22 protein-coding genes are annotated in these 21,561 nt (G+C 52.8%); 14 read left to right on the top strand and 8 right to left on the bottom strand.

What is annotated here, in order from left to right; translation table 11 throughout:
• Nucleotides 1–24 precede the first annotated feature (24 nt).
• Nucleotides 25–930: a DMT family transporter gene (locus tag VGK23_06675; protein HEY3420221.1), complete on the top strand. Its 906-nt coding sequence runs from the start codon at nucleotides 25–27 to the stop codon at nucleotides 928–930.
• Here the strand turns inward: VGK23_06675 and VGK23_06670 are convergent.
• A complete protein-coding gene (locus VGK23_06670) occupies nucleotides 921–1,310 on the bottom strand; it encodes a hypothetical protein (protein HEY3420220.1) in 390 nt (129 codons plus the stop codon). The two genes, VGK23_06675 and VGK23_06670, sit on opposite strands and share 10 nt — an antisense overlap.
• Nucleotides 1,311–1,371: 61 nt before the next feature.
• On the opposite strand from VGK23_06670, the gene VGK23_06665 reads away from it, so the two are divergent.
• Nucleotides 1,372–2,316, top strand: a complete 945-nt coding sequence (locus VGK23_06665) for a glycosyltransferase family 2 protein (protein HEY3420219.1) — start codon at nucleotides 1,372–1,374, stop codon at nucleotides 2,314–2,316.
• Nucleotides 2,317–2,319: 3 nt separating this feature from the next.
• On the opposite strand, the gene VGK23_06660 is transcribed toward VGK23_06665, so the two are convergent.
• Nucleotides 2,320–3,426, bottom strand: coding sequence for a glycosyltransferase (locus tag VGK23_06660; GenBank protein ID HEY3420218.1), 1,107 nt, complete (start codon nucleotides 3,424–3,426; stop codon nucleotides 2,320–2,322).
• 193 nt (nucleotides 3,427–3,619) lie between these two features.
• Here VGK23_06660 and VGK23_06655 point away from each other — a divergent pair, with 193 nt between their 5' ends.
• Nucleotides 3,620–4,501: a glycosyltransferase gene (locus tag VGK23_06655; GenBank protein ID HEY3420217.1), complete on the top strand. Its 882-nt coding sequence runs from the start codon at nucleotides 3,620–3,622 to the stop codon at nucleotides 4,499–4,501.
• 3 nt (nucleotides 4,502–4,504) lie between these two features.
• Here the strand turns inward: VGK23_06655 and VGK23_06650 are convergent, their stop codons facing one another.
• Together VGK23_06650 and VGK23_06645 are read right to left on the bottom strand one after the other, a co-directional pair.
• Entirely contained in the window at nucleotides 4,505–5,542 is a 1,038-nt protein-coding gene (locus VGK23_06650) for an HAD-IIIA family hydrolase (GenBank protein HEY3420216.1), read from the bottom strand.
• Entirely contained in the window at nucleotides 5,539–6,564 is a 1,026-nt protein-coding gene (locus VGK23_06645) for a kinase (protein ID HEY3420215.1), read from the bottom strand. Before VGK23_06645 ends, VGK23_06650 begins: the two co-directional genes overlap by 4 nt.
• A gap of 106 nt (nucleotides 6,565–6,670) precedes the next feature.
• Between VGK23_06645 and VGK23_06640 the strand changes: the two genes are divergently transcribed.
• Genes VGK23_06640 through VGK23_06630 form a run of 3 tightly spaced genes read left to right on the top strand, consistent with a single transcriptional unit; the run spans nucleotide 6,671 to nucleotide 9,256 of the window.
• The gene (locus VGK23_06640) at nucleotides 6,671–7,660 is read left to right on the top strand and encodes an ABC transporter substrate-binding protein (protein ID HEY3420214.1); all 990 of its coding nucleotides are present in this window, start codon (nucleotides 6,671–6,673) and stop codon (nucleotides 7,658–7,660) included.
• A gap of 45 nt (nucleotides 7,661–7,705) precedes the next feature.
• Nucleotides 7,706–8,461: an amino acid ABC transporter permease gene (locus VGK23_06635; protein ID HEY3420213.1), complete on the top strand. Its 756-nt coding sequence runs from the start codon at nucleotides 7,706–7,708 to the stop codon at nucleotides 8,459–8,461.
• On the top strand, nucleotides 8,462–9,256 hold the full coding sequence (locus VGK23_06630) for an amino acid ABC transporter ATP-binding protein (protein HEY3420212.1): 795 nt from the start codon (nucleotides 8,462–8,464) through the stop codon (nucleotides 9,254–9,256). It abuts the gene before it with no gap.
• A 159-nt stretch (nucleotides 9,257–9,415) separates the two neighbouring features.
• Here VGK23_06630 and VGK23_06625 read toward each other — a convergent pair whose 3' ends face one another.
• A complete protein-coding gene (locus VGK23_06625) occupies nucleotides 9,416–10,186 on the bottom strand; it encodes a hypothetical protein (GenBank protein ID HEY3420211.1) in 771 nt (256 codons plus the stop codon).
• A gap of 865 nt (nucleotides 10,187–11,051) precedes the next feature.
• Here VGK23_06625 and VGK23_06620 point away from each other — a divergent pair.
• From VGK23_06620 to VGK23_06610, 3 genes are read left to right on the top strand one after another with little or no spacing between them, the layout of a single operon-like run.
• The gene (locus VGK23_06620) at nucleotides 11,052–11,312 is read left to right on the top strand and encodes a hypothetical protein (protein HEY3420210.1); all 261 of its coding nucleotides are present in this window, start codon (nucleotides 11,052–11,054) and stop codon (nucleotides 11,310–11,312) included.
• A gap of 1 nt (nucleotide 11,313) precedes the next feature.
• Nucleotides 11,314–11,676, top strand: coding sequence for an acetolactate synthase (locus tag VGK23_06615; GenBank protein ID HEY3420209.1), 363 nt, complete (start codon nucleotides 11,314–11,316; stop codon nucleotides 11,674–11,676).
• A gap of 50 nt (nucleotides 11,677–11,726) precedes the next feature.
• Entirely contained in the window at nucleotides 11,727–12,653 is a 927-nt protein-coding gene (locus VGK23_06610) for a branched-chain amino acid transaminase (protein HEY3420208.1), read from the top strand.
• Between the two features lie 498 nt (nucleotides 12,654–13,151).
• Here the strand turns inward: VGK23_06610 and VGK23_06605 are convergent, their stop codons facing one another.
• Complete coding sequence (locus VGK23_06605; protein HEY3420207.1) at nucleotides 13,152–13,886, bottom strand: hypothetical protein; 735 nt, start codon at nucleotides 13,884–13,886, stop codon at nucleotides 13,152–13,154.
• A 312-nt stretch (nucleotides 13,887–14,198) separates the two neighbouring features.
• Complete coding sequence (locus VGK23_06600) at nucleotides 14,199–14,627, bottom strand: hypothetical protein (GenBank protein ID HEY3420206.1); 429 nt, start codon at nucleotides 14,625–14,627, stop codon at nucleotides 14,199–14,201.
• A 121-nt stretch (nucleotides 14,628–14,748) separates the two neighbouring features.
• Between VGK23_06600 and VGK23_06595 the strand changes: the two genes are divergently transcribed.
• The 5 genes from VGK23_06595 (at nucleotide 14,749) to VGK23_06575 (ending at nucleotide 19,257) form a co-directional block, all read left to right on the top strand.
• Nucleotides 14,749–15,651 carry a 2-oxoacid:acceptor oxidoreductase family protein gene (locus VGK23_06595; protein HEY3420205.1) on the top strand — a complete coding sequence of 301 codons (903 nt, stop codon included), beginning with the start codon at nucleotides 14,749–14,751 and terminating at the stop codon, nucleotides 15,649–15,651.
• Nucleotides 15,645–16,817, top strand: coding sequence for a pyruvate ferredoxin oxidoreductase (gene porA, locus VGK23_06590; protein ID HEY3420204.1), 1,173 nt, complete (start codon nucleotides 15,645–15,647; stop codon nucleotides 16,815–16,817). Before VGK23_06595 ends, porA begins: the two co-directional genes overlap by 7 nt.
• The gene (locus VGK23_06585) at nucleotides 16,817–17,785 is read left to right on the top strand and encodes a thiamine pyrophosphate-dependent enzyme (GenBank protein HEY3420203.1); all 969 of its coding nucleotides are present in this window, start codon (nucleotides 16,817–16,819) and stop codon (nucleotides 17,783–17,785) included. Before porA ends, VGK23_06585 begins: the two co-directional genes overlap by 1 nt.
• Nucleotides 17,786–17,803: 18 nt before the next feature.
• The gene (locus tag VGK23_06580; GenBank protein HEY3420202.1) at nucleotides 17,804–18,790 is read left to right on the top strand and encodes a hypothetical protein; all 987 of its coding nucleotides are present in this window, start codon (nucleotides 17,804–17,806) and stop codon (nucleotides 18,788–18,790) included.
• Nucleotides 18,791–18,858: 68 nt separating this feature from the next.
• Nucleotides 18,859–19,257, top strand: coding sequence for a carboxymuconolactone decarboxylase family protein (locus VGK23_06575; GenBank protein HEY3420201.1), 399 nt, complete (start codon nucleotides 18,859–18,861; stop codon nucleotides 19,255–19,257).
• A 37-nt stretch (nucleotides 19,258–19,294) separates the two neighbouring features.
• Here VGK23_06575 and VGK23_06570 read toward each other — a convergent pair whose 3' ends face one another.
• Nucleotides 19,295–20,929, bottom strand: coding sequence for a thiamine-phosphate synthase family protein (locus tag VGK23_06570; protein HEY3420200.1), 1,635 nt, complete (start codon nucleotides 20,927–20,929; stop codon nucleotides 19,295–19,297).
• Between the last annotated feature and the right edge of the window lie 632 nt (nucleotides 20,930–21,561).

Below are 21,561 nucleotides of genomic sequence, written 5' to 3'. Positions count from 1 at the left end.
AGTCAGAAGGGTTACGCCCGATGCGTGAATCTAGCCTCCCGACGCTATGAGCTGATCCTTGTCGTGGCAGGCATCATATGGGGAACATCATTCGCCGCAGGCAAGATCGGCGTCGAGCACATGGACCCGGTGCTGTTCTCCGCCCTTCGTTATGTGTTCGGGGCGATAGCCATATTCATTGCCCTAGTGGCCATGAAGCAGCTCGATCTCTCTGTCTTCAGGATCAAGGGGCTGTGGGTCATCGCCCTGTTCAATGCCGTCGCCATGCTCTTCCAGAATGTTGGCATGACCATGACCAGCGCCACCAACACCGTCCTGCTGGTCGACATCAATGTGGTATTCATAGCGATCCTGGCCGTTTTCGTCCTCAAAGAGAGGTTGAACCGGTGGATGGTCATGGGTCTGGTCATAGGTCTGGTGGGCGTAGTGATAATCTCCACCAATGGCGACCTGTCGGCCATCATCAGCGGATCGTTCGAAGGTAACATGCTGGTATTCGGGGCCGGCATACTCTGGGCATTCTACGTCGTCCTGCTGACCCGGGAGCTCAACGGGACCGAACTGCTGGCTTCTGCCACCGGTGCGGTGATAATCGAGACCGCGGTGTTCCTGATCCCCGTAATGCTGGTCCTCACCAAGGACTACAGTATTGAATCCACCGGAACTATGGCGGCGTTGTTCATCGGCATCTTCTGTACCGCTTTGGCCTTCATCCTCTACTCGGTGGGTTTGAAACATCTGGGCGCAACGATGGCCTCGGTCATCCTATTGGTCGAGATAGTGTTCGGCATTCTGTTCGCAATTCTTCTATTGGGCGAGATGCCCACCGTGGCCACAGCCATCGGCGGGGCGATGATCCTCCTGTCGGTCATCGTGATCTCGATGAACCAGTCGGAGGATGTTAAATCCAAGAGATTGGCTCAGGAGTAGTCCAGTAGCTTCTGGGCTTCTCCAGGCTTGTCCACGCCTATGGCGATCTCCGTCTGGGGTGAGGTGCTCACCAGGATGAACATTGAATCGATGTTGACGCCGCCGCGCTCCAGCTTCTTGGCGATCTTTGCCAGTTCTCCGGCCTTGTTCTGAAGGCCGACCACCAGGATATCCCTCTCCTTGAACTGGAAACCGGCGTTGCTCAGGGCCTTCCGGGTGCTCACATCATCGTCCGTTATGATGTGCATCATGGGATTGGTCGGACCACGTTCCGTCGCGATGCCCCTTATATTGACCGCTCCTTTGGCAAGTGCCTCAGCGATGTGTGCGACCTCTCCTGGCTTGTTCTGAACATTCACATCGAACTGCTTTAGCGTCATCGGGACGACTATTCTAGCTCGACCTTTTTATATCTGCTCCTCTTCAGTCAATCAAATTATAATGTCCACTGACCATCACTCCCGCATGGCCCAAGGGGTCAAAATGTTCGCCGTAACCGTCAATTGGAACCGACCGGACGATACCATTGAGTGTGCCCGGTCGATCCTGTCCGGCGGGTACGACGATGTCGGTCTGGTGGTAGTGGACAATGGTTCAGCTGATGGCTCAGCGGAGAAGATGCGCCAGGCGCTGCCGACCGCCACGCTCATCGCTAACCCGACCAACGAGGGTTATGTCAAAGGTGTGAACAAGGGCATCCGCCTCGCATTGGATGCCGGTGCAACGCACATCCTTGTCATCAACAACGACGCCATCGGCAAGGGGGATTTCATAGTTCAACTGAAGGAGGCATTGGACAGGCATCCCGAGGCAGGGCTGGTCTCCCCCAAGATCCTCTACCACAACTCGAACCGGATATGGTTCTCCGGCGGGACGTTCAACAAATGGCTTGGCTACTCGAAGCACACCGACATGGACCTGATCAACCAAGGCCAGGGAGAGGAGAGCGAACAGGATTACATCACTGGCTGCTCCATCCTGGTCAGGGCCGACCTGTTCCGGACCATCGGTCTTTTCGACGAGCAGTATAACATCTACGGGGAGGACATCGATTTCTGCATCAGGGCCAAGGACAGGGGTTTCGGTTCTTGGTACGCGCCGAACACCATCGTCTATCACAAGGTGTCCCTTTCCTCCGGGGTCGGCGGCTCGAACATCATGACACCGTTCCGTTCCTACTATTATGGCAGGAACATGCTGTTGCTGGTCAAAAAGAGGAAACGGGGCATCACAAAGATCTCCTGCGCCATGGGCCAGACGTTCATCCTGTTGCCATATTATTTCCTGATCATATCGGCCCAGAGGTCCAAGGGAGCGTTCCGTTCCTATATCAGGGGATATCTCGACGCCCTCAAACTAGTGGTCAAGAACGAGGCCAACAGTTGATCTTCACGCCCTGATGCTGGCTCCGACCGCGTCGAACGCGTAGCCTATGCCGAAACCGAAGAATATCGAGACCATCTGGATCTCGGTGACGGTGGAGAAGGCGATGTAGAATATGTACAGGCTGATCAGGTAACCGCTGAAACCGGTTGCGACAAGCTTCGACCCGAGCAATAGCCCTTTCCTGCTCCCATGAGTGAACATGACCTTGTTGGCGAACACGATGTAGGCGACCGCAAAGATCAACGAGGCTATGGTCGACACGATCAAGGTCGAGTTCCAGGTGGCCCCGACCCCGATCCAGTCCAAGAACCAGAAGGTGAACAGCAGCCCCAGTCCGGAGGCCGCTATGAAGCGGCCGATCATGTTCGTGAGGAAGAACATCGAAGTGTAGGCGAGGAGCTTGCCTCCGATGCCGCACTGGCGCATTATGGACAGAATGATACGGGAGCTCAGCTTGGATTCTCCCGCCCTCCGGGAGTTGAACTTGAACTCGACCTCCGCTATCTTGATGTCGCGGGGCATGAACTTGAGCAGGTCGAAAAGCCCCTTGAAACCGGCCCTCTCGAACTTGTTGCCCTTGGCCTCGATCACCTTTTGGCATAGATCGGAATGGCCAGCAAAGAATCCGGACATGGTGTCCCTGGAGGTCGGCTGCCTCTTGGCATGCAGATAGGAGTTGGCCATGGCATGAGCCCCTATGGAAGCCCATTTCCGGGAGAATGAGAGCTCCATCTTGTCCTGCCTCACCCCTATGGCCAGGTCATTGCCGTTGATCAGTTCCTTGATCAACCCGGCTATCGATTCCGGAGGATGTTGGAAATCCGAGTCAAGAACGACGAAGTACTTGGTGCGGGCATGCATTATTCCGTCCATTATGGAGGCGGTGAGTCCTCGGTCGGACGGGTCCCTTTGCACCACTTGTACGTTGCCCCTTTTCTTCCCGTACTCGAGCGCTATGTCGGCCGTTCCATCCCTGGAGTGGTCATCGACGACGATGATTCCGGCTGCCGGATAGAGTGTGTTCAATGTCTCCATCATCGGGAGGATGTTCTCACTCTCATTGAGAGTAGGTAAGATGATGGAAAATGAATCCTCCGACCAAGCGTTCATGAACTATCCCCTATGAGAAAATGTGATGTATATTTAATAATTATCGTTCATTGAATTGTTGGAAAAGAGCCTTGGGACCGGGGCGCTATCCTTATGTGAAATTTGGCATCCAGACATGATCAGGCATCGGATCCTGGGATTCAAACAAGCTCCCCCAAACGATTCAAATATTGACTTGGACTATCTGAGGAAGATGCTGTCAGTGTCGATAGGAGTATGTGCCTACAACGAGGAGAAAAACATACGCCGCACCCTCGATTCGATACTGGCCCAGACAGTCCATGGCATCATCCAAGAAATAATTGTGGTCTCGAGCGGTAGCACCGACGGCACCGATGGCATCGTCATGGAATATGCGACTAAAGAAGGACGAATCGGTCTCCTGAGACAGGAGAAGAGAGAAGGAAAGAACTCTGCGGTCAACGCCTTCATGGCCACCGCCAAGGGAGATATTCTCGTCCTGGTCAATGCCGATAACAACCTGGGTGATGGTGCGCTCGATTATCTGGTCTCCCATTTCGACGATCCCAAGGTGGGAGTGGTCGGTGGTAGGCCCATGCCGGTCAATCGCCGGGACACCATTCCCGGTTTTGCGGTCTACATGCTGTGGGATATGCACCACCGTCTTTCATTGATCTATCCCAAGGTCGGGGAGGCCATCGCATTCCGTAACCTGCGTATCCAGATCCCCACCGGCATGCAATCGGATGAGGACCTGGTACGGATGGACCTTGAAAAGCGCGGATATCGCACCGAATATGAACCGAGGGCGATAGTGGTCAATAAGGGTCCAGACACGGTTCGGGACTATTGGAAGCAGCGCACCAGGGTTAACATAGGTGAGCGTTATATGAAACGGCTGTTCGACTTCGACATCCCGACCTGGGATAGCCGGTTCCTGTTCCAAGCATACCTGGGATTCCTTAAGGACAATTCCAGGCATTTCATCAGGATGGCAACGGCCATGGGGATGGAGATGCTGGCCAGGGTCTATGCCAGCATCTACGTGAAGCTGGACAAGGGCGACAAGGTCATGTGGAGCATGGTGGAGTCGACCAAGACCATGAACTCCTGAGCTTCAATCGATGCCGTTAAGTATCTTTACCACGGCCAGGTTGAAATCCTGTTCACCTCTGACCCTGAACGTCCGGCATCCTGCCTTCCGTCCCATCTCCACATCGTGCTCGCTGTCGCCGATGACGAACGAACCGGCCAGGTCGATGTCGAAGTCCCGCATGGCCTGCTCGATCAGCCCCAGTTGAGGTTTGCGGCACTGGCAGCGATCGTCCGGATGATGCGGGCAGAAATAGACCGCGTCGATGCTGCCGCCATCTGCAGCCACGTCCTCCTTCAGCTTGGCGTGGATCCGGTCCAGCGTCTCCAGCGAGAAATACCCGCGGGCCACCCCGGACTGGTTGGTGACCAGTATCACCAGGTAGCCGGCGTCGTTCAGTTCCTTTATCGACCTGCCGACCCCGGGGAACAGCTTGAGATCCTCTGGCCTGCTGCAATATGGAACGTCCTTCGCAACCGTGTCGTCCCGGTCGATGAACACCGCTTTCCGGCCGAAGACGCCCTTCTCGACCAGCCCGCAGATGATGTGCCCCGAGGCGAAATATCCCTCCTGTATGCGCGGGGTCTTCTCGGAGGGGACGGTCAGCGCCAGGTCGACCTCGTCCTTCAGCCTTCCCCTGGTCCCGGTGAAGCCGATGGTGACCGCGCCCAGCTGCTTCGCCTTGGCGATCGCCAGCAGCACGTTCTTGGAGTTGCCGCTGGTGCTGATGCCGATGACCGCGTCCTTGTCAGTGGCATAGGCCTCCACCTGTCTAGAGAAGATCAGGTCGTAGCTGTAGTCGTTGCCGATCGCGGTGATGCTGGAAAGGTTGGTCAGGGCGATCGCATTCATCGGGGCGCGCTCCATCAGGTAGCGCCCGGAGAACTCCGCTGCCAGGTGCTGCGCGTCCGCCGCGCTGCCGCCGTTGCCGAAGACGATCAGCTTGCCGCCGGCACGGAACACCTTCACCAGCGCGTTGGCGATGTCCCAGATTTGTTTTGGGTCTATCGACGCCAGCGTTCTGGAGCTTTCTTCCAGCTCCTTCCCCACCAGGCCGCTCATGTGCGGTACCTCCAGGTCTGCAGCCCGTACTTGTCGAAGTTGAACGGGACGCTCTCCACTCCCAGCTTCTGCAGCTCATTCGCCACCAGATGTTTCTTATCGTACTCGCAAATGAAGAACATGAAACCTCCGCCCCCCGCCCCAGAGATCTTGCCGCCGATGGCCCCGTTGGACCGGGCGGTGCTGTATATCTTGTCTATGTATTCGTTGGATATCGATTCGGTGAAACGCTTCTTGAACTGCCAGGACTCGTCCAGCAGTTCGCCGATGCGATGGATCTCGCCCTTCATCAGTGCGTCCTTGGTCTCGGTGGCCAGACGTTTCGCGTTGTCCAGCGCGGAGATGACCTGCTCCTTGCCCTGGGAGTAGCCCCTCTTCTGCTCCTGGATGATGTTGCCAGAATCGCGAGTCCTGCCGGTGTAGCAGAGGAGGAGGTTGTAGTGCAGCTCGTTCAGTATGTCGTTCTTGATGCGCAGCGGCGTCACGATCACATCGCTGCCTTTGAACTCCATGTAGTTGAAGCCGCCGAACACCGCCGCATACTGGTCCTGCTTCCCGCCCTGGAACTTGAGCTCCTCCCGTTCGAGCACGTATGCCAGCCGGGCGATCTCGTATTGAGATAATGGTATTCCCAACCATTCGGCGGTGGCGCCGATGATGGAGACGATGACCGTGGACGATCCGCCCAGTCCGGACCCTGGCGGCGCCTCACAGTGCAGGAACATGTCGAATCCCTGCTTCACATCGAAGTGCTTCAGCACCGCCTTGATGATGTCCAGGTTGCCATCATAGCGCATCAGGTTGCCGTTGGCCTGCCAGGTTTCGGTCTTGCCGAAGTCGAGCGATTTGATGGTGATCTCGCTGTCGCAGCGAGGCGATATGGTGCAATAGGCGTACTTGTCGATGGTCGTGCTGAGGACGATGCCCCCCCTCTCCTCGCTGTACGGTGAGACATCGGTCCCGCCTCCGGCGAAGCTCATCCTCAACGGCGCCTTGCTCCTTATGAGCACCTTCTCGTTCATAACCTCCTCGGTATTCCGTTTGGTGTATTTCCACTTGCCCTTCGATGATCGTAATCCTCGATTCCTAATTGATTTCGGAATTAGTAAAGCCTGGGTTGAAAGCACGATGATCATCAGTATCAAAAGTGAGAATAAGCCAGAAAAATGTCCAATATTTGACATTAACCAGTGGTTCGTGTCGGACGTACTTTTAAATTTGATAATAACAATCGGCAGAATCATGACAGAATCTGCGGAGAAAACTCCGTCACCAGCGCAAGCCCCAATCAAGAAGGGCAAAAAGACCTGGATGGTCGCTTTGGCGGCCGTCGTCGTTGTGGTCCTTCTTGTCTTGGTAGTGGTCATGGGTGGGTTCCTCAATTCAAATGAGAGCACCCTCGACAAGATCAAGAAGCAAGGAAAGATCGTAATGGCAACCGAGGCTTCTTTCGACCCATTCGAATCCTATAATGGAACAAACATTGTTGGATTCGATATCGATTTGGCACAGAAGATTACTGAGAATGTTTCTAAGTCCCTCAATATGAGCATTCAGCTTGAGGTAAAGGACTACGTTTTTAAGAATATCCCAGCCGCATTACAGACTAAGTCAATCGACATGAGCCTTTCTGGAATGACGATAACTGACCTTAGGAATAAATCAGTCCTGTTCAGCACCCCGTATTACATGATGCAAGGTGGATTGGGCCTTCTGGTAAGGTCATCTTTTGACAGTGTGCACAATATCTCTGACCTGGCAGGTAAGAAGATAGTCGTGAACACTGGAACAACTTCGGAGGACTGGGTTCAGAAGAATTTGACCTCAAAAGGATTAATTTCGACTCCGACCTCCTTAGACACAATAGACGGCTGCGTCCAAGACGTCATCTCGGGACACTCCGATATCTTCATCATCGACAACTCCACCTGCGCTGCATATGTGGATAAGACTGCTGGAGCAGTAAAAGTTGCGGCGGTTATCCCTGGAGTTGAGCCTTACGGTGTGGCCATGAACTTGGGCTCCACCGATTTGAAGGCCATCGTAGATAAAACCATCAACGGGATGATTACCAGCGGAGAAATGCAGGCTCTGATGGTGAAGTGGAAACTGGTCTAAACTTTATCAAACCCCTTTTAACATTTTTCCGAGGAGGCTGAACCCGTGAACCTAAGGCAGAACATGTTGACCCAAAAAAGAACGCTGACCACGATCGCGGTCATAATAGTGATCATAATTGCCTATGTTCTCGCGTCCGGCTCCTCGATTATTACTTCAAACTCAGACCGGTTCATCAATGCCATATTGGTGACATTGGAGATATCCATTTTTTCAATCGTGATAGGTTATGCAATAGGAATAATTGTAGGTTTGGGGAGGATCTCTAACAATTTCTTTATAAAAGGAATTTCAACGGTGTATGTGGAAATCCTTCGCGGGACTCCTCTTCTCATTCAGATATTCTTCATCTATTATGGATTGCCAGCTCTTCACATCAACATCGATGCGTTACCAACGATAATATTCGCTCTAGGAATGAACAGCGGAGCATACCAGGCTGAAATCATCCGAGGCGGGATTCAATCGATTCCAAAAGGGCAGATGGAAGCGGCAAGATCGTCCGGTATGTCTTATTTCCAGGCAATGAGGCATGTTATTCTTCCCCAGAGCTTTAGGCTCATTATCCCGCCAATTACTAACGAGTATGTGACAGTGATCAAGGATTCATCTCTAGCTTACGTCATCAGCTTGGTTGAGCTTACCAAATTAGGCAATATTCTTGAAGCCCAAACTTTCCAGCCTTTCATAATATTCCCATTCCTGGCTTTGGTCTATTTTACTTTGACTTATGCGACCTCAAATATCATGGGCCTGGTCGAACGAAAATATCGTATTCCCGGATACATGGAGAGTGGGTAAATGGTAACGCCTCTTATCGAAATGAAGGACATTCACAAGAGGTTTGGGGATAATGAGGTACTGAAAGGCATTTCGGTCAAAATAATGCCGAACGAGGTCGTTGTCATTATTGGAGTCTCAGGCAGCGGTAAAAGCACTTTATTGAGGTGCATGAACCGTCTGACAGACCCTGATTCTGGCGATGTGATCTTCGAAGGTTATAGTATAATGCAGAAAGGGATTGACATCGACCTGATCCGTTCTCATATGACGATGGTCTTCCAGAGCTTCAATCTCTTCATGCACCTGACTGCCAAGGACAACGTTTCCTTGGCGCTCAGAAAGGTCAAGAAACTGAGTCATGAGGAAACAGAGAAGATAACCCTTGATGCGTTGCATAGGGTCGGTCTGGATGATAAGGCTGACGCCTTCCCGGGACAGCTGTCTGGCGGGCAGCAGCAAAGAGTCGCTATCGCCAGAGCGTTCGCCATGAACCCGAAAGTGATCCTGTTCGATGAACCTACTTCAGCCTTGGATCCTGAGCTGATCGGGGAGGTCCTGGAGGTCATGAAAAACCTCGCAAACACATCGGGTATGGCTATGGTCGTCGTGACCCATGAGATGGGCTTCGCCAGAGAGGTGGCCGACAGGGTCATATTCATGGATCAAGGAGTGATCGCTGAGGAAGGCACTCCTGAGGAGATGTTCACGAATCCTAAGAATGAAAGGACCCGCTCGTTCCTTAAGAGGATACTGAAGGAAGGCGAGTATAGGGAACCAGTGCCATTGTGTGAAACCAAGGACGAGAGTAATTAGAACGAAATCTCTCGGCATACAACATTCTGCTGAATGGGCAGCATCATAACGATCAAGATTGTTTCTTCTACTGAAAACCTGGCCTAATTATAAAGGATGAATTGTTCATTAATCTGTGATATAAAAAAATCGAGGTCATAGACCTCGGTTCGAAATTGTTTACGGGGTTACACAGAGATAGATATGGGGTGTTGAAAGAGTCGAAGGAGTATTTGGACTGCCTCCGACGAAATTCCAGTATTTTGCCTCTGCCCAAATTTCAAACACATAACCAACATGCGACCCCATCCCTAGTAAGGCATGATTGAATCCAATCGCTTCATTGCTTCTATCCTCAGGCATCAATTGGAAACTATTCCATCTGCACCAAGCCAAAGCATTGTTTGTGAACGATGATTGGACAAAATGTCCCCCATTGGGGATTCCTGGATTACCATTATCACGCCATTTTTCAAGGGATCCGGTGTCATCTTGACCTCCATTGACGATGAAGCTTTCAGAGAATGGGGGTCCATTAGGATAACACACCTTCACTGTACCATCAAGGGCTTGAAACGCATCATTCCCAGGATGAACACCTGCGTAGTATCCGGGTTCGAAATTCCCTAGCTCACCAAAATACGAATTTGGTGTGACCGCGGCCGCGTATACATTGGTATTGGCATAAGTCATGTCAGCATAGGATTGCGAATATCCTGACGCACTTCCATATAATACGCTGCCCCAGCCTTCGTTAGCATTCCACGATGCCAATTTGTTGACATAGACCTTAATTTCCTTGAGATCCTGTTTGTCGTAAATACTCTGATAACTAAAGTCTTTCCAATAAGTGACAATCTCGGTGTCGAGCATTGGACGTCCATCCCACGTTGGCTGGAACCCTCTTACTTGTGCAGAAATCGACAAAAGGCAGGGATCGTTTGCAGTCATCGCATTGGCCACCGTACTAACCCTATTTGTGTTCGGATTCAGATTGGCTTGGGGAAATGAACTCCAAGAATATACGACAAATCCAGTTTTCATCATGTCGGTTGCATACAGATTGTAATAGGGATCGAACAGTCTGACTTGACACCAACCCGATACATGGGATAATCTCATATCATATTGTATTGTCCCGCTCAAACCGCTCGCGGTCCATTGACCAAGCACATTTCTATGACTGTCATAAAGAACGACATAGAAGTTGGGTGTGCCAGAGGGCTTCGACCATGAGATGTTTAAAGTGGCCGGACTGAGGTCGTTCTTATTATTAAACGTCACACTGTATCCGACTGCCTGAGTGTTCTGTGCCGTCAATAATAGGGGCGACACCATCAGTATCAATACTCCTAGACATATTATACGATTCAATTTTTTTTCTTTGCCTCTATTGAACATATTACTCCTTCCAGGGAGCATGGTAGGTCTTGATGCATGCGTTAGACTGACTTAGAATAGCATTCTATCCTCCAAATTCCCCAAAAATCAATAGAATTATTCGGTATATTTACAATAGGTTATACTCTAATAATATCAATATACTGGCTATATTTATGTATGGATTCAAATAGTGAATGGAATTTTCAAATATTTGAATCCTATTCTTTATTTGGCCTTTCGTATTTCTCTAAAGATCAGAGATAGTGTTCAACAATCAAAATTGTTAAATATAATCCTTACAATCCATCGACGATGCTCAGCGTTGCTCAGACCCCAGTACTTATCGTAGTGGTCGAGCAGCTGGTATTGGGTATCTGAAAAGGGAGACTCTCCTGAGGGTCGGTCCCTAATTATCGCCTAGAAGGTTTAGCCTATGGTATCAAAAGTCATGCTCAAGTTCCTCATCTCCGGCATGGTCGCAGGTGGCGAGAGGAAGAAACCGAAACACGTAATGAACGATGACGACGGGCAGTTCTCGATGTCCTGGCTGTCGACCCCGAAGTATCCCATGGGGTCGGATAACGGCAAAAGCGACGAGGGCTACTATCACCCCATCAAGAAGAACCATTCGGTTCGCAACTATGAGGTTTCATCGACATCGTCGAGTTCGAAAAAGAAAGGGAAGGGTGAGTAAGATGCAAGTAATGTCAATGGTCGTCAACGACGAGTTCGGCGTGATGCAGCGAATACTCCAGGAGTTCACCCGGAGGAAGATCAACGTCGAAACGATCGTGGTAGGCAAGTGTGAGATCCCGGGAAAGGCGCGGGTGGTCCTGACCATCGTGGACAAGGTCCAGGCCGAGAGGTCGGTCGAGGCGCTCTCACGGCTTCACGATATAATCCAATGTGAGCTGGTCGATGAGACCAGGCAGGAATCGTACGCGTTGGCGAGCAACTCCTTCGGAAGGGTACGGTTGATCGGCAGCATCGAAGAGGTCGATTCGATGGTCGACAACGCCAAACCTGACAAGTTCATAAAAGCGGTCAACGCTATCTGATGTGACCGCCATCAAACAATATTAGAAGTATCACAAAAGGAGGGTTCAAAATGACAAACAAATCAAAGATCTGGATGGATGGAAAGCTGGTTAACTGGGAGGATGCCAACGTGCATATCCTGACCCATGGCTTGCACTACGGGGGCGGTGTGTTCGAGGGCATCCGTATCTACAACACGCCCAAGGGAAAGGCGATATTCCGTCTGCAGGAGCACATGGTCCGGTTCTACAACTCCGCGAAGGTCATCTGGCTGAACATCCCGTTCACGATGGATGAGCTATCTGAGGCGTCCAAGGCGGTCGTCCGATCCAGTAACCCGGAGGATGACTATCTCAGACCGTTGGCGTACTATGGGGCGAACCCGGAGGGTAAGATCGGACTTAACCCGACCAAGATGCCGACCAAGGTCTCCATAGTCGCCACCCACATGGGCGCCTACATGGGCAAGGAGCAGCTTGAGTCCGGTGCCAAGATCATCACGTCGACATGGGAGAAACCTGGTAACCGGTCCGCCATGCTCAACGCCAAGATCTGCGGTAACTACATCAACTCGGTGGTTGCAAAGCTGGAGGCGGTCCACCGGGGATTCGATGAGGCACTGATGCTCAACGCCGACGGGGAAGTGGCCGAAGGGACCGGGGAGAACATCTTCATGGTCAAGAAGGGTGTGCTGTACACCCCGCCGTTGTCGGCAGGGATTCTGGAGGGCATAACCCGGGACTCGGTCTCCACCATAGCCAAGAACCTGGGCTATGATATCATCGAGAAGTCGATGACCCGGTCCGAGCTGTATCTGGCCGATGAGGTCTTCATGACCGGCACGGCGGCGGAGATCACCCCGATCAGCTACATCGACGACATCTCGATCGGAACGGGCAAGGCCGGACCGATCACCAAGCAGCTGCAGCAGGCCTTCAGCGCCGCGGTGAGCGGGAAGGACCCGATGTACGAATCTTGGCTGGACTATGTCCAGTAAGAAAGGAGCCGCCAGAAAGGTGGCCATTATTTTCTTCCTCTTCTATGTTGACGGGGTCATTCGCGAGTAAGGATTCCCTCGACACCTATTTTTTATTTCTTCACCCCTCCGCCGAGTATGATTTTGATTGAGATTTGGTCGGACAAGCTTCTATTCGCGTTCAGAGTCGCAGTATGGCCACTTGGCCCATTGTCACGGACCTGCCTCAATCTTTTTTAGCGTTCTCATGTCGCAGGAAAAAGGTGGAGGTCCAGCCCGTGTAAGATAGTGTTGCCATAAGAAATCAGTCGAGAAATTTGGATTTAAGAAAATCGTGAGTTGTATCAAATACTTTGGTAAAGGTTAGATGGGGGTATTAATCATTATTAATGAGTATTAAATTGATTGGCTCAATTATCTTTCAAATTTTTATTAACAATAAGAAGGAAAAATGGAAAAAATCCGGATCTAAATTAGATCCGGATCTTACGAAGGTACTATCCATATTCTAGATCTAATTCAATATGTCACCTTCACATAGTTCAAATGGGCCATGTTTGGCTGGCTATTGATATCTAGATAAAAATCCAATTGGTTATCAGTCCAGGACGGTATAAAACCCGTACAATAGCCCCCTACGCTAGTCACTAACCGATAAACATGACCCACTTGCATCGATGCATAGCATGATACTGAGAAGGTAATGTCCTGTCCAGAATACCAACTGCTTACACCATTTTGGTTATGGCTGAATACTGTCAACCATACTTCATTGCAGGCCCAGAATCCCCCGGTAATATCCCATACTCTAGCGGTTGCATATACTTCCATGTAAAGATTGCACAAAGGAACCGTATATCCATTGATAGAACCCTGCATAGCGAATATTGTATGCCAATTGAAATCAACGCGACAATATGAGGAGGATCGCGGGGAATGATTGATGTTCATACCAAAATATTCCTTGAATTCCCCAACGATATTATTATTAGGTGATGGTGTGAAATCAATAGCATCAAACTTCAATCCTCCATTTCCAGTATCGATATTGAAGTAAGGGCTGCAATCATCAAAATGGCCAGACCAATAGCCGTTCTTCCATGAATCGCCATACCCTGTAGCTCCATATCTTCCATATGATGGTGTATATGTGTTGGATATCGCCTCGACTGATGGTGCTAATATCATCAGCACCACAATTCCCACAGCAAACATTCCAAATAATGATTTACTTATCGAGATTTTCTTCTCCATACTCTTCCCCTTCGGGGGCTAATTAAAAATGAAAGGCCTTAATTCAGTAGTATTTATTATCGACCATTACCATTTCTCTCAGCTTCCCCATAAATATTATGGGACCCAATACTATGTATATATTGTGCAATCACTTTCTAAATGTAACAATAATATATATAAAACGACTCAAATGTTATAAACAAAAAACGAAATAAGCCTGTTTAAAATACAATAATGGAGGGGCTATAAGAGTCATGCAAATAATGGATCTCCATTAATACTCAACTTATTGGGCTAGTAAGATATTATTCAGATCGAGGGTAATCTCGTTCATCCCAGGAATCGGCAGGTGACCGCCTTCTTACCTGGGTCAACCACACCGCTCTCGCATTTCGAACAGTCGACCACGTTCACCCCGCTTTTATGCCGGGGGCAGCTGGCCATGAAATGGATCTCCCGGGAACCGCAATATGTGCAGATCGTCTTGCCTTGATCCAGGAGGATCTCTCCGCAGTACTCGCAGCGCTCCCCTTCCCCTTGTATTATCTTATGTTCCTTGATCGGACAGGTCGCTGTGAACAGCCTTTCCACTACCTCGTAGGACTGGACCCGGTGCCTCCTGCCATGAGTCTCGATGCCCTCCAGCAGGTCGTTCAGGAACGTCTCCATGTCTGTGGTGTGGAGCGTCTTCATGACCGCAAGGAGCCTGTCCCGGGTCTCCCTCGAGATCTCCAGGCTTACCTTTTCATGATCGACCATCTGTTAGTCTTCGGAGCCGTGCATATTTCAACGTTGTGAATTACCCGACATTTCGCCTGGTCAAACCAGCCAGTGCATGATTATATACTTACATGACCAATTGTCAACCCAGTGTTGTACCATGTTCGAGGTTCGTTTTCACGGTCGCGGCGGTCAGGGAGCGGTCATGGCGGCTCAGGCATTCGCCGAGGCAGCGGTCATCGAGGGCCTTGAGGCCCAGGCGTTCCCGTTCTTTGGCGCGGAAAGACGCGGGGCACCGGTGAGGGCATTCGCACGGATCGACGACCAGAAGATCCGGATCAAGTCCCAGATATACCGGCCGGACATGTTGGTCATACTGGACGAGTCCTTGCTCGACATTGACCCAGTGGGAGATGGGTTGAAGCCGGAGGGTTCCGCCGTTGTCAATACCCGGAAAGGGCCGGAGGAGGTCGATCTGGGCGTTTCCGTCCGTTGCGCCACGGTCGATGCTACCGCCGTTGCCCTGGAGCACATCAAGGCCCCCATCGTTAACACATCCATCCTGGGCTCCATGGCCAAGGTCCAGGACCTGGTCTCCCTGAGGTCGATCAAGGCAGCGATAGCGGACCGGTTCGGGGAGAGGCTCGGTCCTGCGGCCGCCGAGATAAATGCCGCCGCAGCCCAGGCATCGTTCGACCGGACCAAGGTGGGCACCTGCAAGGGCAACCGCGAGATCGCCCACCGGGAGATGTGGATGCCGAACTGGCAGGACATACCGATAGGCGTCACGCTTCCTTCTGGGTCATACGGCAAGGTCAATGTCGGCCCGGGCAGTTCCTGGCAGAACATGACCGGGACCTGGAGGACAAGCTCGCCCCACTATCTGAAAGAGAAGTGTATCCGCTGCCTTCGCTGCTGGTTCAGCTGTCCGGAAGGATGCATACATCGCCTCGAGGATGATTATGAGAAGTGGGATTTCCGGTACTGCAAAGGCTGCGGCATATGCGCCCAGGTATGTCCGGTGAACGCCATCGAGATGGTCAAGGGGGTTAAGGAATGGTAGTCAAGGTCATCAGCGGCGATCACGCTGTGGCGTGGGGTGCCAGGCTGGCAAGGGTGGAGGTCGTTCCGGCGTTCCCTATCACCCCGCAGACACTGATCGTGGAACAGATCGCCGAGTTCGTCAACAACGGTGAGATGGACGCCGATTTCATCCCGGTGGAGAGCGAGCACAGCGTCATGAGCGTGGCGGTCGGGGCCAGTGCCGGGGGCGTAAGGACGTTCACCGCCACAGCATCGCAGGGACTGGCGTTGATGCATGAGATGCTTTACGCCGCACCTCAGATCCGGCTGCCAGTGGTCATGGCCAACGCGAATCGTTCCCTCGGCGCCGCGGCCGGTATATGGCTGGAGCACAATGACTCGATGCCGGAGAGGGAATCGGGCTGGCTGCAGTGCTACGTTGAGAATAACCAGGAAGCACTGGACATGACCCTGCAGGCGTTCCGCCTGGCCGAGGACCACCGGGTCATGCTGCCGGTGATGATATGCCTGGACGGTTTCGTGCTTTCGCACACCGTGGAGCGCGTCGACATACCCGATCAGGCGGCTGTGGACGGTTTCCTGCCGAAATATGTCCCGGTGAACGTACTGGATCCGGACGATCCGATCGTTATGAACCCTATCTGCCCGCCGGAGTACGCCACGGAGATGAGGTACCAGCTGGACCGGGCGATCGATTCGGCAAAGATTGCTATCAAAGAGATCGATATCGATTTCAGTAAACGCTTCGGCCGTTCCTATGGCGATCTGCTGGACCTGTACCGGATGGATGGGGCGGAATATGCCATCGTGGCGATCGGCACCGCCGCCACAACGTCCCGCCTGGTCGTGGACCGGCTGAGGGCGGAGGGTAAGAAGGCGGGTCTGATCCGGATTCGCTTCATGAGGCCATTCCCTAAGGGGGAGCTTATCGAGGCGGTGTCCGGTCTCAAGGCATTGGGGGTGTTCGACCGTTCCGTTTCATTCAACTCATATGGACCGGTATTCACCGAGGTGAGGAACGCCCTATACGGGAGCGTTCTGCCGGTCACCGACCATATCGCCGGACTGGGAGGACGGGACCTCACGCCGGAGATCCTCTCCAAAGTGTTCCAGGTGGTCGAGGACAGCATGGAGAAGACGCCCGAACGCGATGTTTACTGGCATGATCTGAGGGGTGACATGTGATGGAGGAGATGCACGGTCTCAAGGACATCAAGCGGAACGAGTTCTTCATGAGCGGCCATGGCGCCTGCCCCGGCTGTGGCGTGGCCATAGCCATCAAGAACGTGATGCGCATCCTCGGACCGGACGCCACCGTCTATGTCCCGGCCAGCTGTGCGGTCGTGTTCAGCGCCCAATATCCGACCTCATCCTTCCGGACACCCTACTTCTTCACCGCGTTCGAGAACACCGGAGCGGTCACCACCGGGATCAGGGCGGCATACCGACGCCGGGGAAAGAAATCGTTGGTGGTGGGCATAGCCGGAGACGGTGGTACGTTCGACATCGGGCTACAGGCCCTCTCCAGCGCCCTGGACCGGAACGAGGACATCGTGTACGTCTGCGTGGACAACGAGGCGTTCATGAACACCGGGATACAGCGCTCCTCATCCACCCCGTTCGGTGCCTGGACCACGACCTCGCCGGTCGGCAGCAAGGTACAGGGAAAGAGGACCTTCAAGAAGGACCTGATGAAGATCGTGGAGGCGCACGACCCACCCTATGCGGCAACGCTTTCGATCGCCCACTTCAACGATTTCGTTAGGAAGGTGGACAAGGCGAAACGCATGTCCGGGTTCCGATTCCTGCACATACTTACCCCCTGCGTCCCTGGGTGGAAGTATGAATCGGCCATGAGCATGGAGATCGCCAAGCTCGCGGTGGAAACGGGCATGTGGACGCTGTTCGAGTATGAAGAGGGCGAGTCGCGCACCACCTACAAGCCGAAACAGATGCTTCCGGTGACCGAATACCTGAAACTGCAGGGCCGCTTCCGTCACATGGGCGACGACGACATCAAGACGCTGCAGCGCTGGCTATGCGATAAATGGTACCGGAACTACGGGCACGAGATCGAGGAACCGGTGTGCGCGATATTCAAGCAGGAAGAGATGCAGCTGCACCATGACAAGGACGACCTGCACGTGTTCTGAAGAACTTGCTGGGTATGCATGACGCAAAGGATCGGGAAAGGAACGATCGAATGGCTGATGGGAGGGCCACCGTACGTGAGGTACCGGACGATGCTCGATCTCCTTCATCTAGACCGGTCCGATCACGAGGTCGTGGCCGCCCGGACCGCCATGCTCTCCGATCCGAAGATCAGGTCACTGGTGTCGATCGTTGCGGCTCCTTGGCGTCCTCTCAACAGCCACCGGTCACCATCGCATCCCATCCATATCCTGGAGTTCCTGTCCGATGTAGGGCTGAAGGCCGGTGACCTTGAGGTGAGGGTCGCGATCGACCGTTTGATGGCGAACATCTCGGAGGAAGGGCAGTTCCGGGTGCCGATGGTCATCCCCAAGCACTTTGGCGGCTCCGGCGTCGAAGAGATGGCTTGGGTCATCTGCGACGCACCGATGATAGTCAGCTCGTTAGCCCAAATGGGCCTGGCCGAGGATCCCCGGGTCGTCCGTGCCGCCCTGAACATCGCGGCCCTGTCATCCGAGAAAGGATGGCGGTGCAAAGGGTCCAAAGAGATCGGTAAATTCCGTGGACCGGGCAGGAAGGAAGACCCATGCCCATATGCCACCCTGATATCGTTGAGGGTCATGTCCGAATTCCCCGGCCTGGCCTCCAGCGACGCGGCGAAGTTTGGAACGGAGTGCCTGCTGGACCTGTGGAAGGACTCCCGGGAGAGGCATCCATACCAGTTCTATATGGGAACCGATTTCCGCAAGGTGAAGGCACCCCTGGTCTGGTACGACATACTTCACGTCGCTGATGTGCTCAGCCGGTTCAGTGGAGTCCGTTCCGATCTCCGATATGCTGACATGATGTCGGTATTGACATCCAAGGCGGACCACCAGGGAAGACTGACACCCGAGTCGATATGGCAGGATTACCGGGATTGGGAGTTCGGTCAGAAGAAGGCTCCCTCCAGATGGGCCACCTTCTTGTACCTCAGGATAATCGAAAGGAATTCGGACGGTGCCTAAGCCCACGTAGATGACCGTTGCCGTAACGGAGTGAAAGGATTATTCCATCGCACCGCCTTCGGGCCACCATGGCAGAGGGCAATCCCGAGGGTGACCGCTATAGCGAAGAGCGCGTTCAGAGGGTCCTGGACCGGGTCAGGAAGGTCTACGGGCAGATCCCGGTGGTATCGGAGGTGCTTTCCAGCCGCCCAGACATGTTCATCCCTTATTCCGAACTCTCCAGCGCTATCCTGTTCAAACCGAAGTTCATGGACCAGAAGACAATGGAGCTGGCATCTATCGCGGCGGGGTCGGCGCTGGGTGCAGAACATTGTTTGATGGTCCACTTCAAGCAGGCCTCGAAGTATGGAGCGAGCGAGGACGAGATGTTCGATGCGGTCATGGTCGGGGCGATGATGGCGATGACCTCCAGCCAAGCCGTGGCCTACCGGGTGCTGGCCGAGTTCAGGGATAGTACTCGTCAGTAGGCCGGGCAAACCGTATCATCGGTGAGATCCAGCAGCACTATCCCTGAAGGGCTTTGAAGAACATAGGCCAGAACTCGTCCACCGCGGGTACGGCCAGGTTCTCGTCCGTGCCGTCCATTCTGGTGATCAGGCGTTCCTCCTTCCTTCCGGTCACCTTACCGATCACCGAAGCGTCTATCGATCGTTCCCTTAGGCCGGTCAGGATCTTCTCTGAACTGTCGGGCTTGCAGGTGATGATGAGCGAACCTTCCGAGATAACCTTCAAGGGATCGATGCCCAGATGTTCACAGACCGCCCTGACCTCGGGCGGATATACCATGAGACGTTCATCCAACCTCATACCCACATCGCTCGCCTTGGCCACTTCGAATAGCCCTCCCATGACCCCTCCTTCTGTGGCGTCATGCATGCTGGTCACGCCCCCTTTGCCCCTGGCTATTTCGGCGTCCTCCACAACCGTCATTCGATAGGCCAGTGCTTCCGCCTTTGCCAGCAGCTCATTTCCGATGGCCGGTCTAAGCTTTTCCCTCATCAGGATCGCGAGCGCACCCACGGCCTCAATGCCCGGTCCCTTGGTCAGGATGACATCGTCGCCCGGCTTCGCTCCCATCGGGGTGATGAGCTCTTCCTTCTTGGCTATTGAGAACACCGTCACTCCGCCGACCAGAGGTGAGGTGATGCCAGGATAGTATGCCGTATGCCCGCCAACTATGGATATGCCGAGCTCCTTGGCTGCCTTATCAACTGAGCTTACGATCTCGGTCACGTCCCGGTCGCCTGCCGTGGGTGGCAGCAATAGTGTGTAGGTCATGAATTGGGGCTTGACGCCCATGACCGCTACATCGCTGGCCCCAATTTGCACCGTTGCCCAGCCGAAGAATGACAGAGGCAGACCAGGCAAGGTGAAGATCGGGTCCTCGGCTATCACCAGCACGTTTCCGTTCCCGATGTCTATGACTCCCGAATCGACGCCGGCCTTGGGCGGAACTATGACGGAGCTGTTGATCATTCCAACGTGAGGAAGTATGAGCCGTTCGAGGGCCTCTGGAGTGAGCTTGCCCACCTTGACCTCCGCGACAGGATTCCTTTGCTTGGCATATTCCCTGGCCAGTTCGCAGACCTGCTCTACCACTTCGATCGGGTCCTCTCCGAGCAAGGCTGTTACCGGTTCCTTTCCGACGGCTCCGTTCTCATATGCCAATTTGGGCAGTCTGTCCCCGCATATCCTCAGAACCTCCTTGGCCTTCCAAGGCACGGACATGCCCTCGATATCCACGATCTCCTGGGGTTCGTGCGATCGATCAATGGCGCACAGTATCCATCCTTTCTTTTTGGCGTAGGATTCCAGGAAGGGGACCAAGTCCTTGTCGTTCGCGAAGTTGATGCCAGCCCTGACTTGGGGGAATTTCTCATGCACCGCTATTAGAAACCTGGCCATGTGACTTGACGCCCCGAAAGACGCTTTTCCGGAGGCGTACGGTCTTCCTCCGACAGCCGTTATTCTTCCAGTGACCGCCAGGACATCGGATCGGTCCCGCGGCTTTTCCCTCGTGTACACCAGGTTTGTTCGTACCTCAGGGATGATCGAAACGAATTCCTCACAGCTCTCGAGGATATCCAAGGCGATCTTCATCCGGCCCTGCATTTCGATCTGTTCTTTGTCATAGATCATGGGAGCACTAAATGCCTATACTGGATATTGATAAAAAATGTTGTTCATGTGACTGATTGGCAGGTTGCATCCGACCTGATCTCATTTATAATCTATGCAAGTTTGAGTATCCAGCATAATCATTCTAGAACCATCCATCAATGTATCCAGTTAGTCGGTATTGTAGATGTTGGTTTATCGATTCTGATTATTTTAAGAATCGTAGATACGCCGAGATTTCTGATATTCTAACAAAACTCTATCGATGGGAAAGCAACCCTTCCAAGGTATCATCATCTCGACTGGCCATCAATTTGGGTTTAGAAATGCTTCGATGAACACATCTAATTATCGATTCAATCAATGTACAATCGTCTGCATTATGATAGTAATTATGCTCATACATCTAGGAATCAAATACTTTATTAGCTAATTGTACATGGACGAAGCAGGACATACAATGAGATCCACAACCTATTGCTTCGAGAGTAGACAGATGAGAGCGATCGGTGAGGGCGGTTGTTCGAAGGGGATGGAAGGGCGTCCCAATGCTCCGCCCCAATTCCGGAGGAAGCGTCCGGTCTTTGATCGGGAGAGTTCAGGATATCGGAGCTGTCACGGAACGGCTCGACCGAATCATTATTCTGGCAATG

The organism is Methanomassiliicoccales archaeon (genome assembly GCA_036504055.1).
Taxonomy (GTDB): domain Archaea; phylum Thermoplasmatota; class Thermoplasmata; order Methanomassiliicoccales; family UBA472; genus DASXVU01.
The sequence above is the reverse complement of the archived record's forward strand: the minus strand, read 5'-3'. Positions and strand labels throughout refer to the sequence as shown.